This is a genomic window from Streptomyces sp. NPDC002403, from assembly GCF_053593015.1.
On the sequence record NZ_JBSFBQ010000022.1, the window covers coordinates 57,893 to 72,348 of the forward strand.

At 69.5% G+C, this 14,456-nt stretch carries 10 protein-coding genes; 5 read left to right on the forward strand and 5 right to left on the reverse strand.

Annotated features, from left to right (window positions below):
* The first annotated feature begins 13 nt into the window (after positions 1-13).
* Positions 14-1,381, forward strand: coding sequence for a right-handed parallel beta-helix repeat-containing protein (locus ACWCPY_RS23550; protein WP_451267945.1), 1,368 nt, complete (start codon positions 14-16; stop codon positions 1,379-1,381).
* 109 nt (positions 1,382-1,490) lie between these two features.
* Here the strand turns inward: ACWCPY_RS23550 and ACWCPY_RS23555 are convergent, their stop codons facing one another.
* From ACWCPY_RS23555 to mdlC, 3 genes are all read right to left on the reverse strand, one after another.
* Positions 1,491-2,312, reverse strand: a complete 822-nt coding sequence (locus tag ACWCPY_RS23555) for a hypothetical protein (protein WP_451267947.1) — start codon at positions 2,310-2,312, stop codon at positions 1,491-1,493.
* A 278-nt stretch (positions 2,313-2,590) separates the two neighbouring features.
* On the reverse strand, positions 2,591-5,191 hold the full coding sequence (locus ACWCPY_RS23560; protein ID WP_451267949.1) for an SdrD B-like domain-containing protein: 2,601 nt from the start codon (positions 5,189-5,191) through the stop codon (positions 2,591-2,593).
* 539 nt (positions 5,192-5,730) lie between these two features.
* On the reverse strand, positions 5,731-7,317 hold the full coding sequence (gene mdlC / locus ACWCPY_RS23565) for a benzoylformate decarboxylase (RefSeq protein ID WP_451267951.1): 1,587 nt from the start codon (positions 7,315-7,317) through the stop codon (positions 5,731-5,733).
* A 235-nt stretch (positions 7,318-7,552) separates the two neighbouring features.
* On the opposite strand from mdlC, the gene ACWCPY_RS23570 reads away from it, so the two are divergent.
* Together ACWCPY_RS23570 and ACWCPY_RS23575 are read left to right on the forward strand one after the other, a co-directional pair.
* The gene (locus ACWCPY_RS23570) at positions 7,553-8,452 is read left to right on the forward strand and encodes an MBL fold metallo-hydrolase (protein ID WP_451267953.1); all 900 of its coding nucleotides are present in this window, start codon (positions 7,553-7,555) and stop codon (positions 8,450-8,452) included.
* A gap of 172 nt (positions 8,453-8,624) precedes the next feature.
* Positions 8,625-9,554 (forward strand): NmrA family NAD(P)-binding protein, encoded by a 930-nt coding sequence (locus tag ACWCPY_RS23575; RefSeq protein ID WP_451267955.1) that lies wholly within the window; start codon positions 8,625-8,627, stop codon positions 9,552-9,554.
* A gap of 90 nt (positions 9,555-9,644) precedes the next feature.
* Here the strand turns inward: ACWCPY_RS23575 and ACWCPY_RS23580 are convergent, their stop codons facing one another.
* A complete protein-coding gene (locus ACWCPY_RS23580) occupies positions 9,645-12,992 on the reverse strand; it encodes a BTAD domain-containing putative transcriptional regulator (protein ID WP_451267957.1) in 3,348 nt (1,115 codons plus the stop codon).
* An 18-nt stretch (positions 12,993-13,010) separates the two neighbouring features.
* The gene (locus ACWCPY_RS23585; RefSeq protein ID WP_451267959.1) at positions 13,011-13,202 is read right to left on the reverse strand and encodes a hypothetical protein; all 192 of its coding nucleotides are present in this window, start codon (positions 13,200-13,202) and stop codon (positions 13,011-13,013) included.
* A gap of 99 nt (positions 13,203-13,301) precedes the next feature.
* Here ACWCPY_RS23585 and ACWCPY_RS23590 point away from each other — a divergent pair, with 99 nt between their 5' ends.
* Both ACWCPY_RS23590 and ACWCPY_RS23595 read left to right on the forward strand, forming a co-directional pair.
* The gene (locus ACWCPY_RS23590; RefSeq protein WP_451267961.1) at positions 13,302-14,177 is read left to right on the forward strand and encodes an ACP S-malonyltransferase; all 876 of its coding nucleotides are present in this window, start codon (positions 13,302-13,304) and stop codon (positions 14,175-14,177) included.
* Positions 14,178-14,180: 3 nt separating this feature from the next.
* Positions 14,181-14,438 carry an acyl carrier protein gene (locus tag ACWCPY_RS23595; RefSeq protein ID WP_451267963.1) on the forward strand — a complete coding sequence of 86 codons (258 nt, stop codon included), beginning with the start codon at positions 14,181-14,183 and terminating at the stop codon, positions 14,436-14,438.
* The last annotated feature ends 18 nt before the right edge of the window (positions 14,439-14,456 follow it).

Below are 14,456 nucleotides of genomic sequence, written 5' to 3' on the forward strand. Positions count from 1 at the left end.
TAAAACATCTGCCATGCAAACCCTGTCTACGGAACGCCTGTTGAACCGCTCGGCAGTCCCGAAGGAGGTGTGCCGGGCGGCGCTGCGTCTGTCGGTGCTGGTCGTCGCGGTCGCGTTGGCGGCCACCGGATGCTCCGGTACGGGGTCGACGTCCGGGGATGCGCGGCACCCGGCGGGGAGCGTGTTGCGCGTCCCGCAGGACTTCCCCTCGGTGCAGCAGGCGGTGGACACCGCTCGTGAGGGCGAGACGGTACTGATCGGCCCGGGCGTGTACCGGGAGAGCGTACGCGTCACCAAACCCCGCTTGGTGCTGCGCGGAACGGACCGCAACAAGGTGGTCCTCGACGGCGGTCTGCGTCGTGCCAACGGCATCACCGTGACCGGCGCCGGCTCGGTGGTCGAGAACCTCACCGTGCACGGCTACCTCGCCAACGGCGTACTGTTCACCGGAGTCACCGACGAGCGGCTGCAGCAGCGCGGCGCCGGCGGCTCGGCCTACGACCCGCTGGACACCACCCGCTTCCCTCCCGTCCGGGGCTTCCGCGCGACCCGGGTCACGGCGTACAACAACGGCCTGTACGGCATCTACGCCTTTGACGCGCGCGACGGCGTGATCGAGGACTCCTACGCCTCCGGGCACGCCGACTCCGGCATCTACGTCGGTCAGTGCAAGCCCTGCGGCACCGTCGTCCGCGGCAACACGGTGGAGCGCAACGCGGTCGGCATCGAACTGACCAATGCCTCGGACAGCCTGTCGGTGCTGGGCAATCGCGTCGCCCGCAACCGGGTCGGCGTCACGGTCAACTCCAACGATCTGGAGGCCCTCGCCCCGCAGCACGGCGCGTTGATCGCGGGCAACGTGGTCGCCGACAACAACGCCTCCGACACGCCCGAGCAGGCGGACGGGGGGTTCGGCATCGGTATCGGCATCGGCGGCGGCACCGCGAACCGCGTCCAGCGCAATCTGGTACGGGGCAACCGAGCGGCCGGAGTGGTCGTCACCGACCCGCCGGGCCATCCGGCGAGCGGCAATCGCGTCGAAGGCAACCACGCCTCCGGCAACGGCGTCGACCTCGTGCTGGCCTCGGCCGACCCCGGCAACTGCTTCGCGGACAACCGGCCCGGCACCCAGAGCCCGAACGGCCTGGAGGGTCGCGCGGGTTGCGGCACCCGCGGCCGGGGCGCACTGCCCACCGGCCGGACCGCGTCGGTGCAGGCCCCGCCCGGCGTCCCGTTCAACCGGGTTCCGGCCCCACCCGCCCAGCCGTCCATGCCGGACCCGATGACCCCTGGCCGCCCGGCGACCGGCCTGCCCGGGGCCGTCGACGCGGCCGCCTATCCGCTGCCGAAGGACGTGGACGCCGTGCCGCACGCACACTGAGCACGGCGCTGCGGCGGACTCGCGGCCCCCGTTCACCGTGCCGCCACGAAGCGGGACGCGGAGGGCCGTCGGCAACCGCGGAAACCGGGGGCGCATCGGTACCGGGCCGTCAGCCGGTGCCCCACGGCGCCTCGGGAAGCTTCGCGCGGCCCTCGCGCCCGGAGAACTCCACGGTGGTCGGAGTGCCCAGGCCCGGCATCCGCATCGTCACCCGCCGAAGGCCGCCGTCGGTGTCGACCCAGTACGTCAGCGGCGACCGTCCTCCGTCGGGACCCGCACCGGGCGTGGCGCCCTGGGCGCGCGGCCCGGCGAACCGGTCGTAGCTGCGCCCGTCGATGCGGTCGCGACCCAGCCGGCGAGCTCCGGACTGCGCGAGCAACAGCGGATTGTCGGGGCGGTCGGCGCCGAGCCCGATCAGTAACTGGAGCCCGGAGTCCAGGGGATCGGTCGTGTAGGAGCGCGCGGACCAGCCCGAGCGCGGGACGCGCTCGGCCTGCTGCCAGGGCGGTCTGCTGTCGCCCTTGGGCACGGGGGCCAGGCCGAGACCTCCGGTGTCCCAGACGATCAGCCCGTGGTCGAGCTGCCCCGTGGAGGCCCCGGCGGCGCCGGAGGAACCGGTGACTCGATAGCTCCCCACGGCACGGTGGGTCCGGTAGTCCACCACCCCCTCGACCCGCACCACCACTCCGCCGCCCTCGGCGGCGGTCAGGGTCACCGCCACGGGACTGGCCTGGTACAGATTCAGCCGCGACAGCGCCAGTCTGGACGCCTCCTCCGTCGTCACCGGCCGCTCGGTGGTGGTGTCGTCGGAGTAGGCCCGGTAGGCAGCCAGGCCGCCCACTGCTGCGCCGCACGCCGTGATCGCGATCAGTGTTCTCAACCAGAGGGCCCGACGCGGCGTACGGCCGTCGGTCTTCCTCTTCCGAGCCATGCGCTCGCCTTCTCTCATCGGTCGGTCACACAGGAGGGCGGGTTCGCGAACCGTTGGTCCGCGAACCCGCCCGAGCCGGCCCTGACGGTCACCGGTGCCGGTCGCACCGCTCCGCGGCTGGGGCCTCTCATTCGGATCATGCCGGGCTCGCGGGGCCCGCCACGCACACTCGCCGCGTTGTCGTCACTCGCCAGGGCTCCGCCCCGACTCCCTCCTCCAACTCGCGATCGCACGCACCAGGTCCCGCTCCCTGATCCGGCCCGATCCAACGAAAGACCCTAGCGGTGCTGTGCCCTTCGCCTGCGCATCAGTACGACCAGTGCCGCACCGAGGACGGTGAGCGCGGCACAGCCGGCCAGGGACAGCAAAACCGCCTGGCTCGTGCCGGTGGACGCCAGGCCCGAGTTGGGTGTGTGGCCGGGTGAACCCGGTGCACCCGGTGCGCCCGGAGCCCCCGGCGAACCCGGTTTGCCCGGTCCCGGCGTCGTTGGTTTCGGTGTCGGCTCGGTGGTGGAAAGCCGTCGGTTGACCGCTGTCACCGAGACCCCGTCGTCGAGGTTGTCGGCGGTCAGCACGAGCGGACCGAACACGGCCACGTCCGGTGCGGCGTAACCCGCGGGTGGGCTGACCTCCTGCCAGTAGTACGTGCCCGGTGCGCCGGTGCCGCGGCAGACGCCGTCGGTCCCGGTCACGCACGGCTTGCCGACCTTCGTGTCCGGCTCCGCCCCGGTGGTCTGCAGTTCGTCGGAGCCGTTCGTCTCCTTCCACAACTGGAATTTCGCCCGGGCCAGCGCTCTGCCGTCCTGGTCGTGCTTGACCAGGCGCAGCACGCCCTCCTGTTGTCGGAAGCCGAAGTCGTAGGTGTGGTCGTTCTCTCCGGGCCCGCCGGTGGTCAACGCCCGCTCCGGGAAGCGCGCGTCGCGCGGGACGATGCCCTTGGAATCGATGAAGTGGTTGTCGCCGACATCCGCCTCCGTGGGCACCCACTGGTAGAGCGGACCGTCCTTGGCATAGTCGGCCGGTTTGTCGAGGCGGATGGTGTATTTGGTCCTCGGCTGGAGGCCACCGGTGACGTTCGAGTCGTCGAAGTAGTACTCACCACGTGCCGTCGTCACGGTCGTCCCCACGAGCTTGCCCGACTCGTCGTACAGGTTGACGCTCGCGCCCACGACCGGGCGCTGGCCCGGGTTCTGGATGCCCTTGCGCTCGGGGTCGTACCAGACCCGGTTGCCGATCTGGAGCGGGGCCCGGTCGCAGAGCACCTCCAGGTCGCCCATCGAGGCTCCCTTGCCGAACGGAGCGACGGCGCCCGGCGGGTTGAGGCGCAGGCCGAACTTCGGGTCCTGCGTGCCATCGCGCTGGAGGAACGACGTGCCGTACCCGAGGGCGGTGTGGTTGGGGTCGAAAGCGGAGGTCGCGATGGTGTTCTCGGTCTTGGCGAGCGCCATGCCGGCGAACGCCGTGTTGCGGTGACCACCCCAGCTGGTGTCGAAGAACCGGGTGCCCCGAGGGGACAGCCCGCAGCCGTTGTTGGTGTCCATCACATACGTGCCGTCCGCCGGGCAGGCCTTGTTCAGGTCACCGCCCGACATGACGACGGCGGCGGAGTTCGGCGTGGGACCGGCCGGCGCGCGGTCGCCGAAGCGGTCGCGGAAGGCCAGCAGCATCGAGCCGTCTGTCTCGAAGGCGATCTCGCCCAACTCCGGTTCCGGTTTGGCGATGGTGGAGTTGCCACACGGCCGGCCGTCCTGCGAGTCCGGGTAGGTGCTCGTCCACGGGAACCAGCCCGCGCCGTCGCACGGGCCGGAGCCGACCGTCGAGCCGCGCGGGTAGTCCAGCGGCTGGTTCAGCACGGCCTTCTGGAAGGAGCCGGTGCCCAGGTCGAACGGCAGAACCACCGCGCGCAGGTCCGAGACCTTCCCGGTGGACTCGCCCGAGCAGACCCCGCCGAGATAGCCGGTGCCGTCCTGCATGCCCAGGCCGAAGGGGCGCCAGTCCACCGCCGCCGGACAGCCCGGGTCCGGGATCGCGTAGACGGCCTTCGGCGCCGCCGCGGTCGCCACCGTGGCGTCATAGCGGTAGAGCTTGCGGTTGTTGAGGTTGACGACGAACAGATCCCTGCCGTCATCGGTGATCTTGATGCCGCCCAGGCTCTCCTTGCCGGGCGTGGCGAGGAAGGCGTCGTCGGTACCCTGGCCGTGGGCCGTCGTCCCCGCGTCCGGGACGACGGTGAACAGAGCGGTTTTCTTCTGCGCGGGGTCGGTCACGTAGATTCCCCCGGCGCCGCCCGGACCGTAGTCCGTGGTGCGCTTGGCCAGCGCCGAGGAGAACACCCGCTTGTCGGCCTTGTTCCACGCGATGCCGAACAGTGTGCCGGTCTCGGCGTTGGTGGCGATGTCCGTGACATTGACGTCGACGCCGTCCTGGCCGCGTGCGTCGTACGGGAAGGAGACCAGCGTGCGCTGAGTCCCGCCCTCGCGTGTGGTGGGCTGACAGGTCGTCATGAGCGGCGCGTTCTTCTGGCAGTAGTCGCCCGGACTCCACAACCCGGTGGTGTACGCCACGTTCTTCTGGCCGGAGAGGTCGACGAACTCCTCATTGCTGCTCAACTGGTTGGGCGCACCGTCCAGTCCCTGGCGCGAGGCGAAGGCCGGGAACAGCACACCCGGCTTCGGATTCACCACCTGCACCCGGTACTTGCCGCTGGTGGACCCGCCCGCCGCCGGTGTCAGCGTCACGGTGCCGTCGGCCGCCGTGACCCCTTCGATACCCACTCCGGCGTCGTCGGTGAGGGTCACCTTGACGCCCGCGAGGCCCGGTTCCAGCGCGGGTGTCCACACTCCGCTGTTGTCGACGGCCCGGATCACCCGGACCGTCACTGACCCGTCCTCCGCTTGTGAGTGCGCCGCAGGCGCCACGGCTAACGAGCTACCACCGATTCCCAGGGCGAGCGCGGCCAGGCAGCCGACGGTGCGGCGACCGAGCATGCCCGGCCGTCGCCGACGCGGCTCGGGCGCGGCTCCCTTCACTTCTTCATTCGTAGATGTCATCTCCTGCTCTCAGCGTTCAGAAGGGCCTGATGCCCTGCTCGTGAGGGAGTACATAGAGATGCGGAGAACCGCCTTGTCAGCGATCTTAGAAGGGCTTTGGGCAAGATCGTGGCGGAATGGCGAACTTGTTCTCCGGCGCGACCAACTCGCCCGCATCGCGGCGGAGATCCCGGCTGAGCGCGGGTGCTTCGACCGGAACCGGCCGAGCGGCCATCCCGGGTCTGCCCCCGGAGCAGCCGACGTAATCGAATCCGATCGTGTGCCCGATCCGGCCCGGGGTGCCCGCCTGCCCGCTGCGGTCAAGGCCCTGCCGGGCCCCGGTCCTCACCTGTACGCCTTCCGGCATCACGTGGGGAGGAGCGTGCGAGTCACTGGAGTGCGGCTTTCAGAGGCTGTGTGGAGACCACGATGACGGTTGTGGTGTCGGCGGTGAGGGCCTGAGTGAACTCGCGTTCCAGGTCCTCGGTGGTGTCGACGTCGACGGCGCGGCAGCCGAAACCGCGGGCCAGGGAGGCGATGTCGATGCCGGGCAGGTCGAGCCCCGGCACGCCCGGGGTTTCCTCCAGCTCCGCGAAGGATTTGAGGATGGAGTACTCGTTGTTGCGCATGACGACGTAGACGATCGGCAGCTTGTGCTGCGCAGCCGTCCAGATGGCCTGGACGGAGTACTGGAACGACCCGTCGCCGATGAGGCCGATGACGGGTCGGGCGACGCCCATGACCCGGTCGGCCAAGGCGACCCCTGCCGCCGCCGGGGTGCCCCAGCCGATGCCTCCGCTGGCCGTGGCGAAGAAGGATCCGGGTTTGACGGTCGGAAGCCACTCGATCTGCTGGGCCATGGTGGAGGTCGACTCGTTGACGATGACTGCGTCGAGAGGCCTGACCTTGCTGAGTGAGGCGTAGACCTCCGGAGGGGTGAGCGGACGGCTCGGTGTCGGCGGGAGCTTGCGGGGCCTATCCATCGGCGTGGGGGCGCTGCGTGCGGACCCTTCGGCGACCAGTTCGAGGAGCTGGTCGATGGCGATCCTGGTGTCCCCCAGCAGACTGTCGCCCACCCGTGCGGCCGCGGCGACTCGGGGGTTGCCGGTGATCTGCAGCAGACTCGTCCCGGCCGGGAGGTAGTCGCCGGGAACGTAGGGGTAGTAACGGAACACCTCGCCGCCGATCACGACGACCAGGTCGTGCCCGGCCAGCCGGTCGCTGATGGCCCTGATGGAGATTCCGAGCGGGCCGCGGAAGAGTGGATGGCTCTCGGGGAAGGAAGCGCGGTCCAGCAAGGGGGCCCCGTACACGGCTGCGCGCAGCTTCTCCGCCAAGGAGACCGCCGAGTCCCATCCGCCGCTGCGGTCCACCTCCGGTCCGAAGACCAGGGCGGGCCGGCTGCTGGCCGAGATGCGGTCGGCGAAGAGCCGCAGACGCTGTTCGTCGGGGGCCACCCGATCGCTCACGGTACGCAGACGGGCGGGGCCGGGCAGTGACTGTTTCCAGTCATCGAGCGGAATCGACAGGTGGACCGGCCCCGCCGGCGGCTGGAGGGCCATCGCGTAGGCCCGCATGAAGGCTTCCGGAACGTCTTCGGCGCGCGCGGGCTCGTAGGACCACTTCACCCATGGCTTGGGCATGGTGGTCGCTTCCCGGTTGCCCAGGTAGGGATCGCCGATGACCATCTCGCGGTGCTGCTGCCCGGACGTCACGATCAGGGGAGTGTTGCCGTGGTACGCGGTCACCAGATTGCCCAGGGCGTTTCCCAGCCCCGCCGAGGAATGGACGTTGACCAGCGCCGGGCGCCGCGTGACCTGGGCGAAGGCATCGGCCATGGCGACGACCGAAGCCTCTTGGAGCGCGAGCACATAGGTGAAGTCGTCGGGAAAGTCCTGGAGGAACGGCTGCTCCGTCGAACCGGGGTTGCCGAAGACGGTGGTCAGTCGAAGGGCGCGCAGCAGATCGTAGGTCACGCTGTGGACTGTTGATTGCGGAGCCACTGACACCACCAGTTCCCTGATCCCGGTGCTGACGTTCACCGTGCCTGACGGCCGGAGTGCCGTGCTGGGGTGATGCCCGCGCTGCAGCACCACGGGGTTGTTCGTTCCATTATGTGCCGGATGAAGTGCGGACGCCGGGGTCCGTTTCGTCCGAGGTGTGGTCGTGCGACCGATGGCGGCTGCGTCGTTCGGCACGCAGGCTGGGGGCATGGACACCATCGTGATCGGAAATGCGGAGATCACCCGCGTGGTGGAGCTGCCTGCCAAGGGCCGCGCCCGCGCCTACGTCTTCCCCGACGTGCCCGTCGAGCACTGGCAGGCAAACGAGAACTGGCTCGCCCCCACATTTGTGGACCCGGTCGCCGACGAGGTCCATATGATGATCCAGACATGGCTGGTCCGCAGCGAGGGCCGGACCGTCCTGATCGACACCGGTATCGGCAACGGCCGGGACCGTCCCGCCATGCCGTCCTTCCACCAGCTGAAGACCCACTACCTCGATGAGCTGGCCGCGGCAGGCGCCCGCCCGCAGGACGTCGACACGGTGATCTGTACTCATGTCCACGGCGACCACGTCGGCTGGAACACCTGTCTGACGGACGACGGGGAGTGGCGACCGACATTCCCCCGTGCCCAGTACGTCATCCCGCGCGCCGACTTCGACTACTGGAATCCGGCCAACGGACACCGGACCCGCTCCGGCCGGAACATGGCCAACGTCTTCAAGGACAGCGTCGCCCCCGTGCACCGGGCCGGGCAGACCCTGTTGTGGGAGGGGGACCACCACGACATCGACGCCCAGCTCCGCATCGAGGCGGCTCCCGGCCATACGCCCGGCTCCTCGGTCGTATGGCTGCGGGCGGGCACGGAGCGGGCGGTTTTCGCCGGGGACCTGCTGCACAGCCCGCTGCAGATCGCGGAGCCGGACGATTGCCCCGGCTTCGACGAGGACGAGCCTCGCGCACGGGAAAGCCGGCGCCGTGTGCTGGGGGAGGCCGCGGACCGGGGCGCTCTCGTGTTCCCCGCGCACTTCCCCGGGCCGGGTGCGGCGCACGTGCGCCGAGTCGGCGACCGGTTCGCGGTGAAGGCGTGGGCGGCATGGAGGTAGGGGCGTGCGGCGGCCCTCCGCGGTGGCGGATCACTCCTCTCAGCCGACTGCTGAGCGCTTGGCCGGCCGGTTCAGCACGCCGGTTCCGCCACATGGGCCGACTGTTCTCGCAGCGCCTACGGTTCGGCGGGCTCCAGTGGCGCCCTGGACCCAGGCAGCACAAGCTGCTCCCATGGACCGCACCCAGGAATCCAGTGTGCTTCCCATTCTGGTGACAGGCGCGGCGGGCAGTGTCGGCGCCGTCGGGCGCTCCGTGGTCGAAGGCCTTCGTCGCCGGGGTCTGCCCGTCCGGGCCATGGTGCGCCGCGACGACGAGCGGGCCCGGGCGCTGCGCGCGACGGGCGCCGAGATCGTCGTCGGAGACCTGACGCGCGCGGGTGACGTCGTCGACGCCGTGGCCGGTTGTGGACGCATGTACTTCGGCATGGGCGTGTCGGCGCAGTATCTGGAGGCTGCTGTGACGGTGGCGGCCGTCGCGCGTGCGTACGGTTCCCTGGACGCGTTCGTGAACATGTCGCAGCTGACTGTCTCCGAGATGAACCTCACCAGTACCTCCGAGTCCGTGCAGCACCGGCAGCAGTGGCTGGTGGAGCAGCTGCTCGACTGGTCGGGCCTGCCCGTCGTCGAGGTCAGGCCCACCGTGTTCATGGAAAACCCGCTGTTCCGTGTGGGCTTTTCCTCGATCGCGAAGTACGGGAGCATCAGGCTGCCCTTCGGCCGGGCGAAAACCTCCCCCGTGGCGGCCGGGGACGTCGCCGCGGTCGTGGAGGAGATCCTGGCCGATCCCGCCCCGCACATCGGCCGGACTCATGAGCTGACCGGCCCGCGCTCGGAGGACGTCGCGGCCATGGCAGCAGAGGTCTCCGAGGCCCTGGGCCGGCAGGTCGGTTACACCGACGTCCCCTTGCAGGAATGGATCGACGACGATCTCAGGCCGTTGGGACTGCCCGACCACGTCCTCCAACACATCTCCACCATGGCCCGTCTTCACGCGGAGAACCGGTACGACCGGAAGGCGGACGGGGTCGAGCAGGTCATCGGGCGGCCCCCCTCGGGAGTGGCCGACTACGTCCGTGCGAACCCCGGCCTGTTCAACGCCTGAAGCCACCGCCCGTCGTTCGTCGTCGAGCGTGCTGCAGGCCACCGCCGGGTTCTTCTTCGTACCGGACCGGGCTGTGGTGCGGAGCACGACTCACTCCGGCAGCACCGATTCCGCCGACTCCGGGCCCAGAAGCTCGTGCAGCAGGTGCGTGGCGGGCAGGGCGGAGTTGAGGTACACGTACTCGCGCCGGTGTTCGACCACCGCCACCATGGTGCGCAGGGTGTCCACGGCGTCCTCGCGCTGTCCGGCGTGGTGCTGGGCCTGGGCCAGCAGCCCCAGGTGCAGCGGGAGACGTATGTTCGTTCTGGACCGCCGCAGTTCGGCCAGCGAGTTCTTCATGGCTGAGATCCCCTCGCGGCGGCCGGTGCAGGTGAGGGCCCAGCCCAGCGGCAGATGGAGCATCGCCTCCCAGTAGTGCAGCCCGTGCTCGGCGGCCAGCCCGACGCCCTCGGCGCCGGAGGCTCGCGCTGTCTCCACGTCCCCCTCCCAGGCGGCCACGATCGCGTTGACATAGAGGGCCTGGACCCGGTCCCACGGCCTGCCCTCGTAACGTGTCAGCCGCAACAGGCGCCGGCGCTGTTCCGCGGCCGCCGCGCGGTCGTTCAGCAGCCAGCGGGTGAGGACGCAGTAGCAGCGGAAGTAGACGCGTGGGTCGGACCGGTACATTCCGCCCGGTAATCGGCCCTCGCGGGCGAGGCGCTCCGCCAGTTCCGCGCCGTGCTCCAGCTCTTTGAGTGCATCGGGCAGGTGCCCGTTGACGAACAGCGCGATTCCCTCGCCGTACGCCGCGCCGAGCCGGGCCGTCGGACCTTCGGTGCGCTCCGCGATGTTCCTCAGCAGGACGGACAACTGCCGAGACTCGTCGTAGCATCCGCGGACGAGAAGCGACACGGCCAGCACCGACAGGACCGCCGGGTCGTCCGGCGCATGAGGCGCCGTGTGCGGGGCGTGTCCCCGGGTGAGCTCGGCCTCCGCCTCCGCGTCACCGAATCCGCGAACCTGGCCCAGCACATGGCCCAGCTCCAGGTGGAGCCACTGCTTCAGGTCGCGGACGGTCGTGCCGTCGGGCAGTGAGCCGGCCATGCCCACCGCACGGCGCAGCCACATTTCGCGCTCCTCGGAGGCCAGCCGCAGTTCCGCGTTCTCCGCCGCGCGCAGAAGCCAGGCCAGCACCCGCTCCGCGGGCATGACGTCCTTGGCGAGCCAGGCGTGGCGCGCGACGCGATCGGTCTCCTCCGGTTCGTCGCCGAGCTGGATGCGCGAGGACAGAGCATCGGCGTACCGGGCGTGCAGCCGTTGGCACTCTTCTTCCGTCAGCTCGCCGGCGAGTACCTCCTGAGCCTGGGGAGGGGCGAGGCGGAGCCGTCCGGTGTGCTGCGGGTCAGGAGCGAGCAGGCCGTACCGGATGGCCGATTCCACGATGGCTATGGCCGAACTGCTGCCGACGGCACGGCAGACCGTGTCCAGGTCGATATCGGGTGCGACGACCGCGCACAGCCGGAGAAGCCGCAGAACCGGCTCCGGCAGCATGGCGAACTCCTGACGCAGTACCTTGCGCGCGCACGTCACGATCAGGCCGAGGATGTCTTCCGTGGCGCCGGGGTCGCGCAGATCCCTGACATCGCAGAGCAGGGAGAGCATCTGTAGGACGAAGTACGGACTGCCCGTGCTCTGGCGGTGCAGAGCGTCGATGATCCGCTCGTCGACGCCCGGCCCCGCCTGCGCGTCGACGAGCGTGGCCACATCCGGGCGGGCCAGGCCGCTGAGCCGCAGGATCTCCGCGTCCGGGCCCTTGAGTACCTCGGTCATCACCGGGAACCGCGAGGCATCGGGCCAGGCCTCCAGGTCCCAGCCGGTCAGCACGATGCTGAGGGGATGCCCCTGGCGGCGGGTGGTCAGCAGTCGGAGCAGGTCCAGAGAGACGGCATCCGCCCAGTGCACGTCCTCCAGCACCAGTACCAGAGGTTTCTGCGCGGCCAGCGCGAACAGCACTTCGCAGAGCGCGTCGTGAATGCGGAAGGGGCTCTGTGAGCTGTCGGGGGCGCGGCCGTTCCCGGCGCCGGATCCGGCCTGCGGTCCGGGCAGCAGAGAGGCGAGCAGCGAGCCGAACGGCGCGGCAGCGGCCTCGAAGGCGTCGGGTCGCGCCGCCGACAGCCGGCGCAGCACCTGGGTCCACAGCCAGTACCGCGGGACTCCCTCACCGGAGAAGCAACTGCTGCGGATCGTCTCCATGCCCTCGTCCATGCTCCGGAGGCGCTGAACGAGCTCCATCATCAGGTGGGACTTGCCCAGCCCGGACGAGCCGAACACACAGGCGAGGTGGCCACGGCCCTTCGCCGCACCGGCGGTCGCGGCGACCAGGCGCCGCAACTCCCGCTCCCGGCCTATCAACGGCGGGGGCAGCACGGGTTCGAAGAGGGTGAGCCCGGAGGCCAAGGACGTGACCGATGCCGTACGGTCCGGCTCCTTGGGCTTCCCCATACTGCGCATGGCGGTCTTCCCGGTCGCGGGAGAATCCCCTGCCACCCGCTCCGCTCCGCCGGACGGTACGCTACGGATGGGCCGGGGGAATTCGGTGTCCCTGGCCGGCAACTCGGTACTCAGCACGGTATGCGCGCGCTGCCCACCGAGTTCCTGCCGGAGCAGAGCGGTGTGCAGCTGCTGGAGTTCGGCCGTCGTGTCCACGCCGTACTCCTCGACCAGGTAGCTGCGGGTCCATTCGTACACCTCCAAGGCCTCCGCCTGCCGGCCCGATCGGAACAGCGCGGTCATCAGATGGCCCACCAGGCGCTCCCGAGTGGGGTGCTGACGCACCTCGCGTTCCAGTTCCGTGACCACCTCCGCGGTCCTGCCCAGGACGAGACCGGCCTCCGCGGAGGCCTCCAGGGCGGTGAGCCGGACCTGCTCCAGCCGGGTGCTCTCGTCGGAGAGCGGCTGGTGAGTGACAAACTCCGCGTACGGGGAGCCGCGCCACAGTTCGAGCGCGCGGGTGAGCCGGTCGCGGGCGGCCACGGGGTCATGCCGCGCCAGGAAACGGCGCCCTGTGGAGAAGAGTTGCTCGAACTGGTGGACGTCCACCTGCTCCGGAGGCAGCTCGAGGACGTACCCGGGGGCCCGGTAGCGGAGCACCGCCGACCGGTCGGGGCCGGCCACGGGGGCCAGCGCCCGGCGCAGATGGGAGATATGGCTCTGCAGGGTGGCGACGGCCCGCCGGGGCGGGTCTTCCCGCCACAGTTCCTCGACGAGCACGGTGGTGGGGACGACCCGGCCCAGCCTGATCAGCAGGAGGGCAAGCAGCGCCCTGCGACGTGGCGGGCCGAGCGGGATGTCGTGCCCCCCGTACTGTGCCGACATCGGCCCCAGGACCTGCAGCACCGGTCCGGAGCGAGTGGCCGACGGTGGAGGCAGCAGTGTGCTCTGAGCCTGACGTACAGACATCTTCGGCCCCATTCGTTCTCACGCTTGAGACTTCTCCGGTGAATTGATCCTAGAACAGCGGGTGTTCAGTCCGATGATTCGGCTGATGAATGGCCAATAAACGATCACGTAATTGGCAATGTGCTTCTCCGCCATGCCGATGCAACCGGCAAGCGAACGGCAGTCGGCAGGCAAGTGTCCGGACAAGGGATCGCGTCGGGTCATCAGCATTCCGGCCAGTGGACCGCAAGGGGGGTGGCACAGCATGTGCGGGACCGACATCGCCGCGTGGTGGGGGCCAGCCGCCGGCGCAGACCCTGGAGGCATCACGTGTTCGCGATTTTCTTCCCTGGGCAAGGAGCGCAGTTCCGGGGTATGGGCGCAGATGTTTTCGGCCGCTATCCAGGCATGACGCGATTCGCCTGCGACCTCTTGGGGTATGACCTCGTCTCGCGCTGCCGTGACAATCAGGACGACGTGCTCTCGCGGACGGAGTGCACACAGCCGGCCCTGTTCACCGTCAACGCGTTGCATGCGTTCGAGCGTGAGCGCCGCGAGGGCCCGCCTGCCGACTACTGCCTCGGACACAGTCTGGGGGAGTACAACGCGCTGCTGGCAGCCGGGGTCTTCGACTTCGAGACGGGACTGCGGCTCGTCAAGAAGCGCGGCGAACTCATGGCGGCGACATCGGTCGGCGGGATGAGCGCGGTCATGAACACCCCTGCTCCGCGCCTGCTCGACGTGTTGCGGGAGGACGGCGTCGAGGGGGTGGACGTGGCGGCCTACAACACCGATGCCCAGGTCGTCATCGCCGGCAGCGACAGCGCGCTGCGTGCCGCCCACGCCTCCTTGAGGGCACGGGGTATTCGCTTCGCCTCGCTGCGGGTCGGCGCCGCTTTCCATTCCCGCCACATGGAGCCTGTTCGCTCCGAATTCGAGAGTTTCCTCGAAGGGTTCACGTTCGCGGAGCCCAGAACGACCGTGATCTCCAATGTGACGGGTCGCCCCTATGAGCGGGGGGCGATACCGGAGATGCTGAGCAGGCAGCTCGTGGAGCCGGTGCGATGGGCCGACAGCATCCGGTACCTCCTTTCCCTCGGCAACGATCTCGAGTACGAGGAGATAGGTGGTAACTCCCTTCTCCGCATGGTGAAAAGCATCGAGAAGACCAGTAATCAGGACGCTCCCATCAAGAGTGGGGTGTAAGACATGGGCAGGAAGCAGCACATACAGAAGCTCATCGAGGACCAGTTCCTCGTGGAGTTCGACGGGGAACTGACCGCCGAGACGGATCTGTTCAAGACGGGGGTGATGGATTCCTTCGGATACATCCAGCTCCTGACCGCTCTTGAAAGGGACTTCTCGCTCCAGCTGAAGGACGAGGAATTCCTCAGGAACATCTTCTCTTCGCTGGAGGCCATCGACGCCTTCGTGGCGAACAAGCTCGCCGAGCGCGACGGCCGCTGAGACCGCGACGATCACTGG